General features: G+C 45.1%; 19 protein-coding genes. 17 read left to right on the top strand and 2 right to left on the bottom strand.

Going from position 1 to position 20,172, the window contains the following annotated elements; translation table 11 throughout:
* Positions 1-156 precede the first annotated feature (156 nt).
* The 4 genes from MHI15_RS03445 (at position 157) to MHI15_RS03430 (ending at position 2,831) form a co-directional block, all read left to right on the top strand.
* The gene (locus MHI15_RS03445) at positions 157-987 is read left to right on the top strand and encodes an AraC family transcriptional regulator (protein WP_341164131.1); all 831 of its coding nucleotides are present in this window, start codon (positions 157-159) and stop codon (positions 985-987) included.
* 85 nt (positions 988-1,072) lie between these two features.
* Positions 1,073-1,438 carry a VOC family protein gene (locus MHI15_RS03440; protein ID WP_076104466.1) on the top strand — a complete coding sequence of 122 codons (366 nt, stop codon included), beginning with the start codon at positions 1,073-1,075 and terminating at the stop codon, positions 1,436-1,438.
* 171 nt (positions 1,439-1,609) lie between these two features.
* Complete coding sequence (locus MHI15_RS03435; protein WP_076127609.1) at positions 1,610-2,062, top strand: flavodoxin; 453 nt, start codon at positions 1,610-1,612, stop codon at positions 2,060-2,062.
* A gap of 1 nt (position 2,063) precedes the next feature.
* Complete coding sequence (locus MHI15_RS03430; protein WP_076281448.1) at positions 2,064-2,831, top strand: hypothetical protein; 768 nt, start codon at positions 2,064-2,066, stop codon at positions 2,829-2,831.
* Positions 2,832-2,925: 94 nt separating this feature from the next.
* Here MHI15_RS03430 and MHI15_RS03425 read toward each other — a convergent pair whose 3' ends face one another.
* A complete protein-coding gene (locus MHI15_RS03425) occupies positions 2,926-3,771 on the bottom strand; it encodes a GNAT family N-acetyltransferase (RefSeq protein WP_076281449.1) in 846 nt (281 codons plus the stop codon).
* 81 nt (positions 3,772-3,852) lie between these two features.
* Positions 3,853-4,146, bottom strand: coding sequence for a GNAT family N-acetyltransferase (locus MHI15_RS03420; protein ID WP_076134638.1), 294 nt, complete (start codon positions 4,144-4,146; stop codon positions 3,853-3,855).
* Positions 4,147-5,357: 1,211 nt separating this feature from the next.
* Between MHI15_RS03420 and MHI15_RS03415 the strand changes: the two genes are divergently transcribed.
* The 13 genes from MHI15_RS03415 (at position 5,358) to MHI15_RS03355 (ending at position 19,418) form a co-directional block, all read left to right on the top strand.
* Positions 5,358-5,606 carry a hypothetical protein gene (locus tag MHI15_RS03415; protein ID WP_340010687.1) on the top strand — a complete coding sequence of 83 codons (249 nt, stop codon included), beginning with the start codon at positions 5,358-5,360 and terminating at the stop codon, positions 5,604-5,606.
* 157 nt (positions 5,607-5,763) lie between these two features.
* The gene (locus tag MHI15_RS03410; RefSeq protein WP_076278176.1) at positions 5,764-6,666 is read left to right on the top strand and encodes an ArsR/SmtB family transcription factor; all 903 of its coding nucleotides are present in this window, start codon (positions 5,764-5,766) and stop codon (positions 6,664-6,666) included.
* Between the two features lie 234 nt (positions 6,667-6,900).
* Positions 6,901-8,649: an ABC transporter substrate-binding protein gene (locus MHI15_RS03405; RefSeq protein WP_036685737.1), complete on the top strand. Its 1,749-nt coding sequence runs from the start codon at positions 6,901-6,903 to the stop codon at positions 8,647-8,649.
* Positions 8,650-8,713: 64 nt separating this feature from the next.
* Positions 8,714-9,667 carry an ABC transporter permease gene (locus MHI15_RS03400; RefSeq protein ID WP_076130810.1) on the top strand — a complete coding sequence of 318 codons (954 nt, stop codon included), beginning with the start codon at positions 8,714-8,716 and terminating at the stop codon, positions 9,665-9,667.
* Between the two features lie 16 nt (positions 9,668-9,683).
* Entirely contained in the window at positions 9,684-10,607 is a 924-nt protein-coding gene (gene opp4C / locus MHI15_RS03395) for an oligopeptide ABC transporter permease (protein WP_036685740.1), read from the top strand.
* An 11-nt stretch (positions 10,608-10,618) separates the two neighbouring features.
* Positions 10,619-11,602 (top strand): ABC transporter ATP-binding protein, encoded by a 984-nt coding sequence (locus MHI15_RS03390; RefSeq protein WP_076130798.1) that lies wholly within the window; start codon positions 10,619-10,621, stop codon positions 11,600-11,602.
* Positions 11,595-12,560, top strand: coding sequence for an ABC transporter ATP-binding protein (locus MHI15_RS03385; RefSeq protein WP_036685744.1), 966 nt, complete (start codon positions 11,595-11,597; stop codon positions 12,558-12,560). The genes MHI15_RS03390 and MHI15_RS03385 overlap by 8 nt, the downstream gene beginning before the upstream one ends.
* Positions 12,561-12,770: 210 nt before the next feature.
* On the top strand, positions 12,771-13,379 hold the full coding sequence (locus MHI15_RS03380; RefSeq protein ID WP_076130800.1) for a 50S ribosomal protein L25: 609 nt from the start codon (positions 12,771-12,773) through the stop codon (positions 13,377-13,379).
* A gap of 324 nt (positions 13,380-13,703) precedes the next feature.
* A complete protein-coding gene (locus tag MHI15_RS03375) occupies positions 13,704-15,551 on the top strand; it encodes a fibronectin type III domain-containing protein (RefSeq protein WP_081386409.1) in 1,848 nt (615 codons plus the stop codon).
* Between the two features lie 271 nt (positions 15,552-15,822).
* Positions 15,823-16,467 carry a YhbD family protein gene (locus tag MHI15_RS03370; RefSeq protein ID WP_341164130.1) on the top strand — a complete coding sequence of 215 codons (645 nt, stop codon included), beginning with the start codon at positions 15,823-15,825 and terminating at the stop codon, positions 16,465-16,467.
* A gap of 12 nt (positions 16,468-16,479) precedes the next feature.
* A complete protein-coding gene (locus tag MHI15_RS03365) occupies positions 16,480-17,166 on the top strand; it encodes a hypothetical protein (RefSeq protein ID WP_076130804.1) in 687 nt (228 codons plus the stop codon).
* Complete coding sequence (locus MHI15_RS03360) at positions 17,159-17,830, top strand: hypothetical protein (RefSeq protein ID WP_076278768.1); 672 nt, start codon at positions 17,159-17,161, stop codon at positions 17,828-17,830. Before MHI15_RS03365 ends, MHI15_RS03360 begins: the two co-directional genes overlap by 8 nt.
* A gap of 40 nt (positions 17,831-17,870) precedes the next feature.
* Positions 17,871-19,418, top strand: a complete 1,548-nt coding sequence (locus tag MHI15_RS03355) for an MDR family MFS transporter (RefSeq protein ID WP_076278179.1) — start codon at positions 17,871-17,873, stop codon at positions 19,416-19,418.
* Positions 19,419-20,172 lie beyond the last annotated feature (754 nt).

Genomic DNA, 20,172 nt, shown 5'->3' with positions numbered 1-20,172 from the left:
ACGCCTCAGCCAGCTTCACCAATTATTTTGTCCAATGCTAATGAGGTGTATAATATTCCCATACTTATGCGGCTATTCAACTGGTGCTTCATGACTTGATTGTGTATGATCAGATAGTAGAGTTCTTACCCTATTTACGATCGGAGAACTAAAGCTATGTTTAATCTCTCACCGCTGTATTTCCCTATAACTGCAAAACCCAACCACACTAGTGAGTTTCTGCCCAGCCATGCCTTGCAGCCGTTTATTCGCTGTTTTTGGGGTTCTGTAGATGTGGAGTCTATACAACAACCTGAGACGGAGACAATAATTCCGGACACTTGTATGGATATTATTTGGGATTTGGATAGAGAATCAGGTAATACAAACACTTTTTTCTCCGGCATCAATGACACTCCATTTGAAGTCTCCTCAGACAGAAAGCCAGGGGGGAGTTCAACCTTTGGTATCCGATTTCATTTCTGGGCGGTTCATTTTTTTGCAGATGATCATCTGCGGAATGTCTTGAATGCACATGTCGATGTAGATCAATATTTTGGCACTTTTAAAAAAGAGCTTGGTCATCTATTGGAGAAAGTAAACTCGATGGACGAAAGGATTGCAGCCGCTGAAGCCTATCTGCTTCGTCGTCTTGAGCGTAGAGGGCGGACTAACGATCGGATGATGAACGCAGTCTATACTATGGTTAAACAAAAAGGGATTGTGACCGCAGAGGATATGGAGACCAGTTCTAATTTAAGCAGACGACAACTTGAACGGCTTTTTCAAGAATATATAGGTGTATCGCCCAAAAAAACAGCAGATCTCGTGCGGTTTCAGAATGTATGGCGGGAGATGTGTCATTTACCTGGGCAGACGAAGAATATGCAGGATCTTATTTTCGCGTATGGTTACAGTCACCAGTCCCATTTTATCAATAATTTCAAAAAATATGCAGGAAGAACCCCACTTGAAGCCTTGGTCTATGCAGGCCGAAGAATGTCGTAATTTTGCAATACAAAGCGTGTCAACCTTGTTAGACTAAACCTAAGTAAGAAATGAGACATATTATGAGAATGAGAGGGGACAAGTTATGATTTCGTCTTTTGAAGGGACTAACATTTACACTAAAGATACTGCGGCGTCAGCTAAATTTTATACGGAGGTACTAGGAATTCCTATGCCTTTCGAAGGTTACGGTAATTTCGACGGGGCAAAGCTTGGTTTTGACAAGAAACAGCCGGGAATTATTATTTGGGATGCTGCAAAGTGGGAAAATCTTACGACAGGTTTTGTTAATTTAGTATTCGGCTGTGATAATCTGGATGAGACATACGAGCAGTTGAAAGCTAAGGGACTGGATTGTCAGCCACCTGTTACGATGGAATATGGCGGTAAAGAAATGAATTTTCGTGATCCTGATGGGAATCACATAACCTTGCTGGAAGGTGCTTATTAAGCTTCTTTTTAAGAAAAATGAGACGGAGCGCAAACCTCAACCGTGTGTAATAACGGGGAGTTTGCGTTTTTTTAACTTTATTTATTGACAATGATAATCATTATCAAATAGAATGAGGTGAAGCGTATATGATTTAAATTTAAGGTGTTAGTAGGGGAGGAACAGGAGTTTATGGCTAAAGTGCTTGTGGCATATGCTAGTTTAACTGGCAACACTGAGGAAATGGCTGAATTGATTGTAGAAGGAATACGCCAAGCAGGCGGTGAGGCTGTTTTGAAGTCGGTCACTGAATGTAATGCGATTGAGATAAAATCATATGAAGGCGTTCTGCTAGGGGCATACACTTGGGGAGACGGAGAGTTGCCGGATGAATCTCTTGATTTCTATGAGGAGATGGATGAACTTGATTTGACTGCTATGAAGTCAGCAGTTTTTGGTAGTGGAGATACAGGCTACGCCATTTATTGTGGGGCAGTGGATGTTATCGAGGAGAAGCTAAAGGAGCGTGGAGCAGTCATTTTGCAAGATAGCCTAAAGATTGAGTATGGCCCGAATGCTGCCGAAAAAGAAGCCTGCCGTCAATTCGGACGTCAATTCATCGAAGCCTGTATGGCGGTAACCTAAGATGGGTGGGCCAGTGGGAAGTTGGTTTAACAAACCAAGGGATGTACATAGCCCTCCGTATAAACGGCTGCACGATTATCGCATGGAGCATATTATGCTGGGCGGGACTGAGAATTTAGCTAGCGGAGCTCCAGCGACGGGGCTCCCACGCTGGCGTCAGCAGGTTCAATATGCTGTGGGGCATACACTTAATGACTTCTATAGTCTGTTGCCGGAAGTGCGAAGAGAGACACCTATACAATTTCTGTTAGAACGCCGGTGGCCTCCTAGGGGAGATGCTTTTCCCTCCCTTTTGCAATATTGGGATATCAAAACGAGTGTAGCTGATGAGCTTATGCGTATCGTTTCAAGCAATCATCTACAGGAGATTCCAGTGATGTTATATGAACAGTGGCATGTTCCAGTTCCAGCGCTGAATTTGGAGTTATCGATGATTACGCAGCTGGCTTGGAACTCTTCAAAAAGTGGCCGAAGCGTGAACATTCAGAAATTTATGGTTAATGGCAATGAGGATATCATCACTGGATTTATGCATATGGCCAATGTTTTTTGCCATCATGCTTATGGTGAGCCAGCGGAGACCGTGGAAGTTTTCTCGCTGCTGGATGGACGTAAATACTGCTTTGATGGAGAGGCAATCTCGATTATGGAGTCACTGGATTATGTGCGTCTGTTATCCGTATTTCTTGAGCGGGAAGTGTTAGCTGACGGTTCCTTAAGCTGCAGCGATCGTAGAAATGAGAGAGGCGAAGCGAATTATTTACTATAATAAATAGACCTCCTTATCTGCAGGTTAGAACACCAGCAAGTAAGGAGGTCTTATTGTGACTGCTTTATTAAAATCTCAAGAGTAGGTCTGGGGATTAGCCGATATATCGGTAATAATCCTGTTTATTCTGAATGACAAAGCCGCAGCTCTCATACAGCTTAAGTGCATTGGGATTATCCAGTGCGACCTCCAGATTTACACCATTATAATTTTTGCGCTCTCGTTCGATGGTCTGAAGAAGGGCGCTGCGGCCAATGCCAAGCCCACGTAGCTTTTTGTCGACTGTAAATCCATAGATCCAGGATTCATTATCTTCAGTCCACACTCGCATCTTCCCAACAGGCCTGCCGTCCATCTCGATCATAATATTCTCTTGCATACCTTCCTGTTTGTGCAACTCATACTGCTCTGCAGCATCTTCTGTCTTCATATCAAAACCTCCACAATCCAGTTCGACCAGAATGTGAGCCTCTTCTTCACGAGCTGGCCGTAAGACGACAGTCCCTGTTGCTGAGCTGACATCAGATGACACCATGGAATTGCCATCCCATTTCATTTGATATTCAGCGTGATTGAACTGCAGAGGCAAGGTTTGCAGGAAAGCAGTTCCAGATGAAGAAGCGGCGGGTGCATTTAGAAGAAGAGTAGAGACTTTATTGCGCTTGATTATGCTTTGTGCTCGGTTCCACAGAGAGGTGAAGATTCCGCGTCGACGGTAGCCTGGCCGAACCATGCCACAGACCTCCATATCGCTTCCAAAACCATAGAGTCCCAAGAAACCGACCAGTAATTCGTCCTCATAAGTCACGAGCCATTCCGTATCACCTGCGCTTGATGGCTGGCGGAGCATATCCCAATTCAGTTTTAATGAGATTCCTTCATATTGCTCACAGCGTTGTTGTAATTCTTCAATATTCTTAAAAGTGTCGGCAGTCGTCAAACCCGTTTCCCCCTAAAGTGTATTTGAACTATTATAAGTTCGCATAGTTACTAAAAAAGCTTCGCGGAAACGGGAGCAGGTTTAAGCTCTCCCGCCAGTATTCCCGCTCAGCACGTCTTTGTACTCCGGGTGCTTCTCGAATTGATGCGCAGCATAGGAGCATACGGGTACAATTTTTAAATTCTCATTCCGAGCCTTGTCCACAACAGCACGTACAAGCTCTTGTCCAGTACCTTGACCGCGCAGTTCTTCGGAGACACGAGTGTGGTCAATGACCAATTCCCCGGCTTCTTTATCTAAACTGTATGTGATTTCGGCAAGGTCCTTACCGTCATTAGCAACAAAAAAACGTCCGTTTTCATTTTGAATTTGCATCTTATGGCTTCACTCCTAATTAGTTATTGCCTATATTTTACTACCATGAATTGCAAAAAGCGAGGAGCGAACCAGATTGATTGTTCTTCGGGTTGAATGTTGTTTTCCTTGTTACCTGTGAATCGCAGTGCTGCATTTTTGTTCATGTGGGCAACTTGGCTATAGCAGAATATGAGCAAGTGAGAGTTAACTAACCTCGAGTATTTGTTTTGGTAAGCTGGGAACGGTGGAATGTTGGAACTCCGGAACCCCGGAACCATGGGACCTCAGAACGCTGAACCCCGAACCTCGAACTCTCGGTTGTCCTAAACCTCCGCAGAACCTCTCGGACCCAGCTGGCGCTATTTGCACATTATTAGCCTTTTGAGTAAATTTTCGGACCTCAGTGCAGCTATTCCTTTGGAATAGGCACGAAATAGGCCTTTATAGTGTCCATAGCGCCTATGGAGTCCGATAGCATGCTGAAAAGAGGATAATACTGCGAATAAGGTCAACTGATTCCGATAGGTGTCCGATAGCGTAGGACCCTAATCCCCCACTGATGCTTACGGACCCAATTGACGCTATTTGCACATTTTTAGTCATTTGAGCAAAGTTTCGGACCCCAGTGCAGCTATTCCTTTGGAATAGTCGCGAAATAGGCATTTTTAATGCCCATAACGCCTATGGAGTCCGATAGCATGCTGAAAAGAGGATAATACTGCGAATAAGGTCAACTGTGTCCGATAGGTGTCCAATATCGTAGGATCCCGATCCGTCGCAGAAGCTTACGGTCCAGAGTCTTAATTCCCCACTGATGCTTAGGGACCCAGCAGACGCTATTCGCACATATTTAGCCTTTTGAGCAAAGTTTCGGACCCCAGTGCAGCTATTCCTTTGGAATAGTCGCGAAATAGGCATTTTTAATGCCCATAGCGCCTATGGAGTCCGATCGCAAACAAAAAACGGGATAATCCTGCGAATAAGGTCAACTGAGTCCGATAGCGTAGGATCCTAATCCGCAGCAGAAGCTTACGGACCAGAATCCTAATTCCTCACTGATGCTTATGGACCAGAGTCCTGATTTCCCCACTGATGTTTACGGACCCAGCAGACGCTATTTGCACATATTTAGCCTTTTGAGCAAAGTTTCGGACCCCAGTGCAGCTATTCCTTTGGAATAGGCACGAAATAGGCATTTATAGTGTCAATAGCGCCTATGGAGTCCGATAGTGCAGAGTTTTGATCTCCCGCTGGAGATTACGGACCCAGCAGACGCCATTAGCACAAGCTCAGTTGTGTCCGATAGTGCAGTCTTGATCTCCCGCTGGAGATTGCGGACCCAGCAGACGCTATTAGCACAAGGTCAATTGTGTCCGATAGCGCAGAGTCCTGATCTCCCGCTGAAGCCTACGGCAGACGCTATTAGCACAAGCTCTACAGAGTCCGATAGCGTCCACGCTAACGGAAATAACAGCTAAACCACCGTGCAATAAAAAAAAATTTGGCGCTGAAATAACAGCTAATGAATTTTTATGCACTCCCGTTTATAGAGTAGCTTGCGTATTCTCAGGATAATACAATAAGATTAAGAGAATATCTCACTACTGAAAAGAACCGCTAGCAGGAGGAATCATTGTGGAATACAAGGTTGAGGTTGAATTTGGATCGATTTATGAATTGTTGAACAGCTTACATACTTATCTCTGCAAAAAATCCTATAAGAAGATTGATTTAGGGGTAGCGTGGGCTAATGAAATTGAAAGCACGCTCAGTGAAGAGCTGTTATCCCGTCTGAAAGAAACCGAACTAAACAATGAGTGGAAAATGTTGAATCTGCTCATTTACTGTTGTCCATTTAAAGATGATGTAGACAGTGTGTTGAACTGGATTGAAGGGTTATCGGTTGGTGAGTTATATGAGACCTTATCAAAGTATGTAAAGGTATTTCCAAGCCATATGGAGGATTACCGTAACCGCGTAGTATTTTTACTCTCCGAGTGGAACCGCCAGTACTTTAGCCAATGCAATCCTGCGATTTTGAGCAAACTGCAGCAGCATGCGGATTCCAAGAACATGGAGCTTAATGGACTGGACACTGCGGATTTCGTGAACAAGACGACCAACGGATTTTACTTCATGCCTACGGATGGGCTTAAGAAGCTCGTACTGATTCCACAGTATCATTTTCAGCCTGCTAATATCATTTATTGCTACGGTGAATTAACGATCTGCCATTATGCGGCGTGGATATCGATGGAGAATGAGGAAATCTCCCCTTTTATGTACAGAGCGATCCGTAGTCTGAGTGAAAAAAGCCGGCTAAAAATCCTCCAAGCCCTGAGTGGTGGCCGTAAGACGTTTACCGAAATTGTTAAGCATGCGGGGATCTCGAAGGGGATTGTGCATGATCATATTTTTAATCTTCGTTGTGCAGGTTTACTTCATGCCTATATTGAAGGGGAGAATGTCACCGGATACAGTCTGCGTCTTGAAGGCATTCATCGGATGAATGAGCAGCTATTCGAGTATTTGAAATAATGATTTTTTAAAAATATAACCGCCTGAAAGCCAGGACTTCTCTTATGCAGAGAGGGTTTTGGCTTTTTTTATTTGTTTTAATTATCGCCTAATTCTGTTTATGGAGAATTTTTTTGAAGTTCTCTCTTTACAGAACTAAAAAACCTTTCTATAATGAACATCAGATGTTATTCATACTTAACGGGTAGGAATTATAGTTATTATTCTATTCAGAGAGAAAAGGGAGATAGGTACATGAGAAAAAATGCGATTGTAATCACTTCATTACTGCTTACGGGGTCACTGTTACTTTCTGCTTGCGCTAACAACAGTAATAACGAATCCTCATCCGCAAACAATGCGGCTGCAGGCTCCAATTCAACCAATGTGGAAGCAACCACTGCACCAGAGATCGTTCCTGCGGGTGCTCTAAGCGAACCTTTTACTGCCACGGATTTATCCAAACTTCCAGCGGTGGCCCAGAAACGTACAGATACCATTATCGTCGGGCTTACGGACCCAAGCGGAGCGTTCACTCCTTATTTTCAACAAAGTGGTTATGATGGCAATGTCTCTTCACTGCTATACGCTTCTCTCGTAACTGTTGATGACAAAGGCGTTCCAACGCCGGAACTTGCGGAGAGCTGGGATGTTTCGGATGATCAGCTTACATACACTTTCCACTTGAGAAAAGATTTGAAATTCAGCGACGGTTCACCGTTAACAGCGGATGATGTGGCATTTACATGGACGATCCAATACGACAAATCGTATGACGGTAGCTCCCAGCTTCCATCGCTAAATGTTAAAGGCGGCAAAGCCTATAAGGAAGGTACATCCCCTACAGTTGAGGGCATTAAAGTAATTGATCCACAGACGATCTCAGCAACCCTTGAGCAACCAAACGCAACGGCGCTGGTACAGCTCGGCTCGAATGTACTGTCGAAAGCTTACTATGGCAAGGACTATAAAATTGGAAATCTTGAATACATTAAAAAGCTGCATGAGAAGCCACTTGGCGATGGACCTTACAAGCTGGAGAAATTTATTCCAGGTCAAGAAGTGCGTTTTGTAGCGAATGAGAATTATTTCAAAGGTAAACCAAAGACGGAGCATTTCATCTACAAAACTACGGAAGGCGACGTATGGCAGTTCGTAGAAACTGGTGAAGTGGACTACGCTTCCTTTAGTGCGACAGACGAGAATATCGAGAAGCTGAAAGCACTCGGTTTTGTGAATATTATTCCTTACACTCCAAGCACCTATGGTTACTTGCAAGTTAACCTGAAGCATGAGCAGCTCAAGGATAAGCTTGTACGTCAAGCTATTGTGTACGGTTTGGATCGTCAGAGTATTTATGTGGATGCAGCACAAGGTGCAGGGTCTATTGCCAACATCCCGGCATCGCCGATTTCCTGGTCTTACACTGAGGAAGGTATTAATCCTTACAAATATGATCCGGAAAAAGCAAAACAATTACTCGATGAAGCTGGCTGGACGGTAGGCGCGGGGGGGATCCGTGAAAAAGATGGCAAACCGCTGTCCATCCATTACCTCGGTTCGAAGAGTAAAAACACAGATATTTTCATCGCTGTAGCTAAAGAGAATTTTGAAGCGCTGGGTATCGAATTCCAGCCTGAGGTTTTCGCAGACTTTAACTCACTGGTATCGAAAGTAGAAGGTGGGGACTACGATCTCGTATCCTTCTCCACAAGCATGTTGACTGATCCGTCTGACGGGTTCATGCAATTCTTCGATGGAGAAATCACGGATTATGACAATCCGAAATTCCTGGAGCTGTACAACAAAGCCTTGGCCACTACTGATATTGAGGCGCGCAAAGCGGTATATAAAGAGCTGTATCAGCTTTTCAATGATGAACTGCCTATTATTTTTACAAGTTATAAAAAGACAGTATACGCCTATAACGGACGTATTGAGAATCTATCGGTCAGCCCGTTCATCGGTCTTGCTGGCAGTCTGCCAACTTGGAGCCTGAAATAAATAAACCAGTGTCCCCTGCCCTGACTGGATTCAAGGGCAGGGGACGAATCATAAGGAGTCTGTCATGAGCGCTTATTTATCGAAAAGACTGTTGTACATGGTCATCATCTTATTTGCGGCATCATTATTGATCTTCTGTCTGTATGCTTCAACTCCCGGTGACTTCATAACCGGAAATATTAAATTGACCGCTGAACGCAAAGCTGAGCTGCGTGAAATCTACGGCTTAAACAAGCCTGTGCTTGAACGGTATGGGATCTGGATGAAGAATGCGCTGCATGGTGATTTCGGGTATTCCTTAGCCCAACAAAAGCCTGTGCTGCAGCTTTTTAATGATTATATTTGGAATTCCTTTCTGCTGGCTGCCGTATCTACGTTTCTGACGTGGGTGATTGCGGTCATTATTGGCGTCATCTCGGCCTATAAGCAGTATTCATGGTTCGATACACTCGTGATGATCGCTATATTCGCAGCCATGTCGCTGCCGTCATTTTTTATAGGCTTATTCCTGATCAAAATCCTGGCCGTCGATCTCAAGTGGCTGCCTCCAGGTGGAATAATCACCACGGGTAGTAATGCTACGGGTTTGGCTTACTTTAAGGAGATCGTAACGCACATGACCCTTCCGGTTGTGGTTATGACCCTTCTGGGATTAGGTTCGCTCACCCGTTATTTCCGCAGCAATATGATCGATGTCTTAAAACAGGATTATATCCGTACGGCACGCGCCAAAGGCCTAAAAGAACGCAAGGTGCTCTTTACACACGCCTTACGTAATGCCTTACTGCCCGCAATTACACTGGTTGGTTTTGAGCTTCCGGCACTATTTGGCGGATCACTTATTATTGAGAAAATATTCAATTGGCCTGGGATTGGCCAACTGTATATGCAGTCCTTCGGACTAAGGGATTATCCTTTGCTGATGGGCTTTACGATGTTTATTGCCATACTTACCGTCATAGGAACGTTGCTTTCGGATGTTTTGTACCGGATTGCCGATCCTAGGGTTCGGCTATAGAGAGGAGGAAGCTGACGTGGCAGTTCAAAGTAATGTAGCTGGGATTGCGAAGCCGCAGACCACCAAAGGAAAATCCTCTTTATTCCGGCAATCCATGCGGAGGTTGCTGAAGAACAAGCTGGCGGTATCCGGATTTGTGGTGGTGATCTTTATGTTTGCGCTTTGTTTTATTGGTCCGCTGTTCTCACCCTATACGGATAACAAAATTAATATGGCTATGATGAACAAGGCGCCCAATATGAAGCATTGGCTGGGCACTGATGCATTGGGCAGAGATATTCTGACCCGGGTAATGCAGGCGGGGCGCATTTCACTGACCGTGGGACTAGCGTCAATGGTTCTTTCGGTGTTTATCGGTGCTCTTTTGGGGGCTATTGCTGGGTATTACCGCGGTATTGCCGATCAAATCATAATGCGGATTGCGGATCTTCTGTTGACGGTTCCGAGTCTGCCACTGCTCTTTATTTTTGGTGCGTTATTATCGGAGTGGAAGATCCCAACGGATTATCGGATGTATATCGTTATGCTGATGCTTAGTATTGTTAGCTGGCCGGGTATGGCACGTATGGTACGGGGGCAAATGCTTAGTCTGCGTGAACGTGAGTTTATGCAGGCGGCGGTAGTATTAGGCCTCCGTGACCGGCGTAAATTGTTTAATCATTTGCTGCCGAATATCGTTCCGTTGCTGATTGTTATGGCTACCCTTAACATCGGTGGTGCTATATTGAGTGAATCGGTTCTTAGCTTTTTTGGGCTAGGTGTTATGCCGCCAACTCCAACCTGGGGCAATATGATTGATGCTGCGAATAATATGATCGACTTTCAGGATCGGCCGTGGCTGTGGATTCCACCAGGGTTATCGATTTTTGCGACAGTGATCGCGATCAATATCTTTGGGGACGGACTCCGGGACGTGCTTGATCCTAAACAGAAGAGGTAGGTGACCCTCAGATGAGTGATTTAATGAATATAGACGGTCTAAGTACATACTTCTTCACGGAAGAAGGAAAAGTGAAAGCCGTTGATGATGTAAGCTTCCGTGTTCGCGAGGGAGAGACGGTATGTATCGTTGGAGAATCAGGCTGCGGCAAAAGCGTGACCGCGATGTCCATCATGGGGCTTGTTGAGGAACCCGGGGGCAAGGTAGCCCAAGGGAAAATTGATTTTCAGGGTGAAGATTTGTTGAAAATGGACAAAAACACACTGCGGACCATCCGCGGGAATGAGATCGCGATGATCTTTCAGGAGCCCATGTCCTCCCTTAATCCTGTAATCAAGATCGGTGAGCAAATCATGGAGCCGCTGATTGTACATTTGAAGATGAACAAGAAACAGGCGCGCATCCGGGCGATTGAACTGATTAAGCAGGTAGGCATATCACGACCAGAGCAAATTGCTGATAGTTACCCGCATGAATTAAGTGGAGGTATGCTGCAGCGGATTATGATTGCTATTGCCATTGCCTGCAGTCCAAAGCTATTGATTGCTGATGAACCGACTACGGCGCTGGATGTAACGATTCAAGCGCAAATTCTGGATATGCTGCGTGAAATTAAAGATAGCTCGGGCATGTCCATTCTACTAATCACCCATGATCTTGGCGTAGTGGCAGAGATGGCCGATTATGTGATTGTTATGTATTCCGGAAAGATTGTGGAGGAGGGGGAAGTTGTTGAATTGTTCAACAACCCCAAACATCCCTATACAAAAGGGCTGCTCAAATCGAAGCCGGTAATCAATCAGCGACAGGATGAGCTGTATTCCATACCAGGTCAAGTGCCAAATCCGCTTGAGCTGGTGCCCTCTTGTTATTTTCATGACCGCTGTGAGCATTGCATGCCTGTATGTGTCAGCCAGCAGCCCCAGCTTAAAGAGGTGGCCAGCAGACAAAAGGTAGCTTGCTGGTTGTATGAGGAGGCGGTTGTTCATGCCTGAAGCACTGCTTGAGGTCAATCATTTAAAGAAATATTTTCCTGTTACTAAGGGGCTGCTTAACCGAACCGTTGGGCATGTAAAGGCTGTTGACGATATTAGCATCACACTTCAACCTGGGGAAACGTTTGGGCTTGTAGGGGAATCTGGGAGCGGCAAAAGTACAGTCGGACGGACGATTTTACGGCTAACGGATAAAACGGCAGGTGAGATCAAGTTCAAAGGGATAGACATTCACTCCCTGTCGCCCGCTGAATTGCGCAATATTAGACCCCAAATGCAGTTGATCTTCCAAGATCCTTATAGCTCACTTAACCCACGGGTTCGTATAGGTGATGCCATTGGTGAAGCTTTACTGGATCATGGTCTATGCTCAAGGTCCGAGGTGCGAGATCTGGTGCTTGAAGCGCTAGCGGCTTGCGGGTTATCTTCTTATCATATTGATCGCTTTCCGCATGAATTCTCCGGGGGGCAGCGGCAGCGGATTGGGATCGCCCGTGCGCTTGTTTTGAATCCTGAGCTGATCATTGCAGACGAACCAGTTTCAGCACTGGATGTTTCCATCCAAGCACAGATTATTAATTTATTCAGTAAGCTCCAGCAGAGTCGAGGGTTAACGTATTTGTTTATCTCCCATGACTTGAGTGTTGTGGAGCATTTGTGTTCAAGAATCGGTGTCATGTACCTGGGCTCTATGATGGAGACGGCTTCAAGAGATGAACTGTTTAAGAATCCGCTCCACCCGTATACCAAAGCGCTGCTGTCGGCTGTTCCGATTCCTATTCCAAAGCTGAAAAGGGAAAGAATTGTACTTAAGGGAGATATTCCGAGTCCGGTAAACCCGCCTTCTGGCTGTAAATTCCATACCCGTTGTCCCTTTGCGCAAGAGGTTTGTAGATCTGAAATCCCGGTATTTCGTGATGTTGGCAGTAACCATTTTGTAGCTTGTCATTTAGTTTAATAGTTGTCACAAATATAGCAATGATTTACTCCTAAGACATGAATAATTAATGTTGAATTGTATAATAATACAATTTGACCTTATTTTTGCCTGGGCTCAAAAGTCGTGAGAGGTTTCAAAGCCAGGTCAATGGGGTAATTAGAGAGTGGTTAGGTTAGGCGTACATATCTAATCGGTCTAGTATAAAATCCCTACTTAGGAGGAATCATCGTGAATACAACAGTACGTTTGACAGAAAGATCCGGCTCCACTTCTTCACAGCGCAGAAAAGGCTTTGTACCGGTAGTCGTGTACGGTGCAGGTTCAGATAGCCAGTCCTTTACAGCGGATGCTAAGACAATTTCAGGTATTTTAGCCAGCAACCCACGGGCTGTTCTTACTTTGGAATTGCCAGACTCGGGCAAAAAGAACGTGGTTATTCAAGAAATCCAACGTCAGCCAATTTCCAAACAACTGCTGCACATTGATTTTCAGCAGATTGATATGAAGGCCAAATTGGATACAAAAGTAGCGTTCCACTTTACAGGTGAACCAGTAGGTGTGAAGAGCGGCGGCGTGCAACAAATTGAATTGCATGAGCTGGATATTCGCACACTTCCAGATAAAATAGCTGCATCCTTTGAAGTGGATATCAGTGGACTAGATATTGGTGATCAATTGCTGGTATCTGATTTGCCGAAGCATGAAGGCTGGGAAGTATTGACGCCTGAGGACACATTGATTGTCCGTATTTCACCTCCAGCAGCGCAAGAGCCAACAGAAGAAGATACTGCTGAACCCGCTGTAGCTGAAACTGCTGGCGAAGATAAAGCAGAATAGTATAGAGATAAATAGTAAAGAGCAGATAGAATCCTTGTAAAGGAGCTGTCTGCTCTTTTTGTTTTGTCTTCATAAATATGAATTCATAAAAATGATGCTGGTCTTTCGTATGATTTCTCAAATGGAAATTTTGGTTGTTTCGCCTCATTTAGTTAAAAATTTACATAAAATCGTTGACGAATGGGTTTCTAAGCCTGAAAATGAGGACAATTACCATGGTAAAATATTCAAAAGTCCCTGTTGTTGCTGTTTGAAAACGCTTTAGTTTTTATGCTTCAAAGAACTCTTATTGCCTAGTTCATCATGATTAAGAGGAGGAAAGTTATGAAGATGAGGAAGCTGTTTTCGATCTTAATGACAAGTTTGCTGGTGCTTGGGGTAGCTCTACCCTTTGGTGGAAAAGCGAATGCAGATGCTGCAAGTGACGCTTCAAATCGTGCTTTAATCTGGCTGAAGGCCCAGCAGGATGCAACAGCGGGGTATGCTTTTGAGGGACTGGTAGATAGCTTTGAAGATTTCTGGGGACCAAACAACCCCAAACAGATTGTATACACATATGATCAAGCGGTTGCAGCTATCGCCTTTATTGTAAAGGGTGAACGGACGCGGGCAGAGCAGGTTTTGAACAAAATGCGGGACATTCAAGATCCATCAGGCTTCTGGCTGAATTCTTATTGGTATAACAACGGCTTCGGAGAAGAAATCCGTAAACATGTGGGACCCGTTGTATGGATGGCAATGGCTGCTATGGCTTATGAGAAGCAATATAATGATTCACGGTATCGTCCAATGGCGCTCAAAGCACTAGATTGGAGTTTACAGTATAAAAAGGCTAATGGCAGTATCGCAGGGGGATGGAGTGGTTGGAGTAATTCCGATGAGCCTTGGAGCTCAACCGAGCACAATATCGATATTTACCGGGTATTGCAGTATTATGCTTCGGTGGATTCCTCAAAGGCAGCTACTTATAACAGTGCGGCTTCTGGAGTCAAAACCTTCCTGGATAATTATGTGTGGGATGACACAGTCAAACGTTTCAAGGGGGGCTGGAAAAACGATACAAATCTGATCGACCCCAAAATACCTTTAGACGTGAATCCTTGGGGAGTATTAGCTTTAGGCGTATCCGGAACACATAACTACGGCGCAAGCTTAACCTATGTGGAAAATGCCTCCGGCACCCCGGGAACACTTGCGAATCCGCGTTACAAGCAGACGCTTACTTACAATGATGCTGGGAATACGCTCACCGGATATGATTTTGACTGGACAGATGAAGTATTGCCAGCGTATGACGATAACGGAAATCAAATTGGCAATACGGGTGCTGACGTATGGTTTGAAGGAAGCGCATTCATGTCGCTCGCTTATTATCTGCAAGGCAATGCCTCAAAGGCAGACGCTATTAATACAGAGATTATTAAAAAACAAGGCACAAGCGGTGCTTCGCTTGGGGGTATTCCCTACTCGCTGAAAGGGTCCAGCAACAGTTATTGGGTGATGGCGCAGCAAAACTGTGTTTCCAGCACAGGTTGGTTAATAATGTCACTGCACCGGTTTAATCCATTCACAGGTCAATATTTGACGGGTGGTGGTAATACTGGGGATACAACCGCGCCAACCGCTCCCGTTAATCTAACGGTAACCAGTAAGACGGATACAGGAGTTAGCTTAAGCTGGTCCGCTTCTACCGATAATGTTGGCGTTACAGGTTATATTGTTTATCGCGGAACACAGCAGGTGTCCACTGTGGGGGGAACTACAGCTACTGTTAGTGGACTTACTCCAAGCACAGCCTATACGTTTACAGTAAAAGCCACGGATGCAGCAGGTAATTTATCTTCCGCTAGTAATACCGCAACAGTTACTACTAATCCCACTGGAGGCAGCGGAGGCGGTGATCATGTGACGGCTGACTTTACAGCAGGGGTAACGAGACTTTCTGCTACAGAGGCGAGTATCTATATTACACCTGTAACCAGTGCCCTTTATGTAGATGTGCATTACAAGATTAACGGGGGTTCCCAGCTTAATTACAGGATGACTAATAACTCAGGAACATGGAAGCAGACGGTGAGTGGATTAAGCGCTGGCAGCAGTATTGAGTACTGGTTCACTTACGAAAAATCCGGCCCGCAATATGATTCAGCACATTATACTTTTGTTCAGTAAGATTAGCAGATCGTAAAAATCATTCTAAGAGAAGGCTGTTCCATGCTGCCATTTATAGCGGCGGGGGCAGTCTTTTTTTGGGTGGAAAAATAGTGAATGACCGTTAAATCCTTCTCAAGACGGAGGTCTGCTCTTAAGGTATGCTTTAAAATCTTTGGGGGAGACGTTAGGACACGATGGTTACTAGCGTAGGTAGGTATGAGGGGAGTTTAATTTATTGGTTTTACAACGTAACAGTGTTATGTTACGATGGCTTCAAGGAGTGATAAGCATGGAAGAGGATTTGATCTCAAAGAAGCAGCTATTGGATTTAACCGGTATATCCTATGGGCAATTGTACCGCTGGAAGCGGAAGCAGTTGATTCCAGAGGAATGGTTTATCCGTAAATCTACGTTTACTGGACAGGAGACTTTTTTTCCAAAAGACATGATTTTGTCCCGTATCGATAATATTGTGAATATGAAAGATGGACTTTCTTTGGATGAAATGGCTGATAAGCTATCAGATAAGGCTTCTTTTGACAAAGTAAGTATATCTGCTGCGGAAATTATAGAACGTAACATTGTTTCGTCGATGACGCTGGGGAAATTTGGAGAGAGGCTCGGTGTCAAGAATGGATATAGCTTCGATCAACTCACTTATTTATTGGCTGTAGATCGCCTGCTTAGTGCAGGGGAGATGAGTATGGAGGAAGCAGAGCTGCTGTTTCGAACCTTAATGGATAAAGCCTCCAATCTTGAGAGTGGCAGCTGGGAGTTATTTTTTATCCGCAAAATGGGGGTGTCATCCTTTATTCTGGTTCAGGCACCAGCGGAGTTATGGTTCGATGAAGGGGTAAAGCTGGTCAGTAAAATACTCAGTGCAGATGTAATAGAACAATTGAAAGGTAAGCTTGCTTTTAAGCTTGTTGAATAGGGGGTTAGTGTAATGGACAAACGAGAGCTGCCGGATCTGATTATAAACGGAGTCAGCGGGGGGGCCGGAGGTACTTATAACAGCGTGCGAATCGATGGTGTAGGCAAAGTAACGGGACCCATCGTGACGCGAATTTTTAAAGGAAACGGGCATATGAATTTGAAGAATGATCTCTCGGCGGAAGAAGCGGAATGCAATGGAACGATGAAAGTGCTGGGCCATTTGCGTTTTAACTCCCTAAAAGTGGACGGAATGATTACTGTCGGGGAGAGCATTCGGGGAGAAAGCTGCACACTTCATGGAATGCTGAATATCAAGGGTGATTGTGAGCTTGAGGATTTTGCGGGGGAAGGAAGCTTTAGTGTCGGAGGTTTACTTAGTGCAGGACATGTAGACTTCAAACTGCAAGGGCAGGGAAAGGCGCATGAAATTGGTGTGGAGAGTCTAGTGATCCGGCAAACGAATAGTGGAGTCTGGAGCAAAATGTTAAGTGGAATCATCCCTAAATTAAGATCGGAGCTGCGGGCTCGGACTATTGAAGGAGATTTTATTGATTTGGAATATACAACGGCTGATGTTATCAGGGGCAATATTGTGATTGTAGGTCCAGGCTGTACTGTTGAGCGGATAGAGTATCGTGATCAGATCACAGTACATCCTGAAGCAAAGGTTGGAAAGGTGGAGAAGATCGGTGACTGAAGAAACAATTCGGAGTAATTTGAAAATAATGGGCACAACGACCTCAGCGGGAGGCTTTTTTCGGGATATTAAGGTTACTGGGGAAGGTCATTTTGCAGGGGATGTAGATTGTGAGAAGTTGAGCCTGACTGGAAATGCAAGGGTAGATGGAAACCTGCTAATGACCAAAATGAAAATAACCGGTGAGATGACACTTATGGGTAATCTTGAAGGGGATTCCTTGCGGGGGCAGGGGGAAATTAAAGCAGCCTCCGTAAAAATCGACGATATTCATCTTAACGGTAATTTGGAGGTTAATGGTGATTGTGAAGGTGAACATCTGCGTATTTCGGGCGCTCTCAATGTGGCAGGACTGCTAAGTGCGGAGCAACTGGAGATCAATTTATATGGTCTAAGTAGAGCGAAAGAGGTTGGAGGCAGTGCTTTAACGATCAAAAAAAGCAAGACTGGAAAATTCCTGCATTTGATGAAGCAGAATCCTAAAGTGCTTTTTGAGGCTGGGCTCATTGAAGGCGATACGATAGAGCTGAATAATACAAAAGCAAATATTGTCAGAGGAGATCGGGTAATCATCGGTGTGGATTGTGAGATTGATACTGTGGAATACCGTAGTGCTTTGGAGATTCACAAGAATGCAATAGTGAGGCATCAAGTAAAGCTGTAACACATAGTTATAGATCTTTTGACAATGGGGAGTGGAATAAATGAGTGCTGCCAAAGCGCCCAATCTGGGCATTGTAATCGCAGGTCTGCTGTTGGGAATACTGATGGCCTCCATGGACAGCACCATCGTTGCTACAGCAATGGGCAATATTGTTGGGGAACTAGGCGGTATGGACAAATTTGTCTGGGTAACATCAGCTTATCTCGTAGCTGAGATGGCGGGGATGCCTATCTTTGGCAAGCTGTCTGATATGTATGGGCGTAAAAAGTTTTTTGTTTTTGGGATTATTGTATTTATGGCGGGTTCAGCGCTTTGCGGGACGGCAGATACGATTACTCAGCTGGCTGCTTATCGGGCGATTCAGGGAATTGGAGGCGGCGCGCTAGTGCCGATTGCTTTTGCCATAATGTTCGACGCCGTACCGCTGGAGACACGGGGCAAGCTGGGCGGTGCATTTGGTGCGGTATTTGGATTATCGAGTATTTTTGGTCCATTGCTAGGCGCGTATATTACCGATCATATTGCTTGGCAGTGGATATTTTATATTAACTTACCGCTTGGACTGTTGGCTTTTGTGATGGTCGTTTTCTTTTATAAAGAGTCACATGAGCATTCCAAACAACCTATTGATTGGCTGGGTGCGGGCACATTGCTGGGCTCTGTCATCTGCTTAATGTTTGCGTTGGAGCTGGGTGGAAAAGAATACGCTTGGGGCTCATCGATGATCCTCGGCTTATTTGCAGCTTTTGCTATATTGGCGGCAGTGTTCCTTTTTGTAGAGACGAGAGCGAAAGAGCCGATCATTTCCTTTGCGTTATTCAAAAAAAGACTGTACGCCGTCAGCATTCTGTGCGCGCTATTTAGTGGTGCTGCATTTATCGTGGCTTCCGTATATATCCCGATCTTTATCCAAGGTGTATTAGGGGGTTCGGCTACCAATTCAGGACTTGTCCTGCTGCCGATGATGGTCGGCTCAGTAATTACCGCCACAACGGGAGGATTCCTGATGGCAAAAACCAGTTACCGCAATCTGCTGATTCCTACGTTTGTACTTTTGGTGATCGGCACAGGGCTGGTAGCAACGCTTACTCCGGAAGCTTCACGTCTCTTGGTTACCTTGTATATGATTTTAATCGGATTGGGCATTGGCGCTTCCTTCTCTGTGTTAAGCACAGCAGCTATTCATGGTCTGACTGCGCAGCAACGCGGCTCTGCCAGCGCAACACTGAATTTCATTCGTTCGCTTGGCATGACCATCGGAATAACCACATTTGGCATTATTCAAAGCCATTATTTCTCGGGCAGTCTAACTAAGTTGCTCACAGCAAATGGAGGAGGAGCTGCTTCTGCGGGGGCTGCTGGGGTTATGGATTTTAAAGATCCGCATTCCCTGCTGTCGCCTGAGACTAGAGCACTGATTCCACCGGAAATTTTGAGCAAAATTACAGAGGGACTTTCCTCTTCCATTGCGAACACCTTCGCTTGGGCGGTTATTCCTGCTGCGTTAGCTTTGCTGGCCTCCTTTTTTATGGGGCGACAGAAAATGGATGCCTCCGCGGAGGGGAAAGTTCAGACGCCTGGGCATTAGGCTGTGGCGAAAGGCGCGGGCATTCGAATGACGAGCGGAATGTAGTGCGCATTATGCGGAATGCAGTGAATTGGTTGTAAACAAACTAGGGTTGTAAAGTGATGGAGCAGCTTCTCATTTGAGAGGCTGCTTTTTTATGTGTGGTTGGGAGTGCAAATGAGCATGAACCCTCGAAGTAAGGGAGCTGAGTTCGAAGGTTGAGTAAATGCGATGAATTCTGGAAATAAGAGCATCTGAGTCCGATAGCATGAGGGAATGTCATGGATTCAAGAATGAGTCCGATAGCATGAGGGAATGCGATGAATTCAAGAATGAGTCAGACTGCATGAGGGAGTGCGCTGAATTCTCGATAGAAGTGCGCCTGAGAATGATGCGTGGAGTGTTGCGGACCGTATAGTCGCTATTGCTGATTTTTTAGCTACTTTGCCGTAGTTTCGGACTGTATAGCTCTTATCGGCATGCATATGCTCGTATTTGGGCTATATTTGTGTGGATAGCTGCACCTGAGTCCGATTGCACGAGAAAATGTGTTGAATTCCGGGAATAAGTGCACCTGGGTCCGACAGCATGAGGGAAGTGTGATGAATCCAAGAATGAGTCAGACAGTATGAGGGAATGCGATGTTTTCCGAAATAAGTGCACATGGGTCCGAAAGCATGAGGGAATGCGATGTATTATCGTTAGAAGAGTGCCTGATTTAGCTGCATGAAGTGTGTTGCGGACCGTATAGTCACTATTGCTGATTTTTGAGCTA

The sequence above is a fragment of the Paenibacillus sp. FSL H7-0918 genome, from assembly GCF_038007025.1.
GTDB classification, from domain to species: domain Bacteria; phylum Bacillota; class Bacilli; order Paenibacillales; family Paenibacillaceae; genus Paenibacillus_AQ; species Paenibacillus_AQ odorifer.
The sequence above is the reverse complement of the archived record's forward strand: the minus strand, read 5'-3'. Positions and strand labels throughout refer to the sequence as shown.

Coding starts and splice junctions, on each gene's coding strand:
- MHI15_RS03420 (WP_076134638.1), bottom strand. CDS start 4,146: ATGCAAATTCAAAATGAAAACGGACGTTTTTTTGTTGCTAATGACGGT.
- MHI15_RS03440 (WP_076104466.1), top strand. CDS start 1,073: ATGATTTCGTCTTTTGAAGGGACTAACATTTACACTAAAGATACTGCG.
- MHI15_RS03445 (WP_341164131.1), top strand. CDS start 157: ATGTTTAATCTCTCACCGCTGTATTTCCCTATAACTGCAAAACCCAAC.
- MHI15_RS03370 (WP_341164130.1), top strand. CDS start 15,823: ATGGAAGAGGATTTGATCTCAAAGAAGCAGCTATTGGATTTAACCGGT.
- MHI15_RS03355 (WP_076278179.1), top strand. CDS start 17,871: ATGAGTGCTGCCAAAGCGCCCAATCTGGGCATTGTAATCGCAGGTCTG.
- MHI15_RS03400 (WP_076130810.1), top strand. CDS start 8,714: ATGAGCGCTTATTTATCGAAAAGACTGTTGTACATGGTCATCATCTTA.
- MHI15_RS03390 (WP_076130798.1), top strand. CDS start 10,619: ATGAGTGATTTAATGAATATAGACGGTCTAAGTACATACTTCTTCACG.
- MHI15_RS03435 (WP_076127609.1), top strand. CDS start 1,610: ATGGCTAAAGTGCTTGTGGCATATGCTAGTTTAACTGGCAACACTGAG.
- MHI15_RS03405 (WP_036685737.1), top strand. CDS start 6,901: ATGAGAAAAAATGCGATTGTAATCACTTCATTACTGCTTACGGGGTCA.
- MHI15_RS03385 (WP_036685744.1), top strand. CDS start 11,595: ATGCCTGAAGCACTGCTTGAGGTCAATCATTTAAAGAAATATTTTCCT.
- MHI15_RS03375 (WP_081386409.1), top strand. CDS start 13,704: ATGAAGATGAGGAAGCTGTTTTCGATCTTAATGACAAGTTTGCTGGTG.
- MHI15_RS03365 (WP_076130804.1), top strand. CDS start 16,480: ATGGACAAACGAGAGCTGCCGGATCTGATTATAAACGGAGTCAGCGGG.
- MHI15_RS03430 (WP_076281448.1), top strand. CDS start 2,064: ATGGGTGGGCCAGTGGGAAGTTGGTTTAACAAACCAAGGGATGTACAT.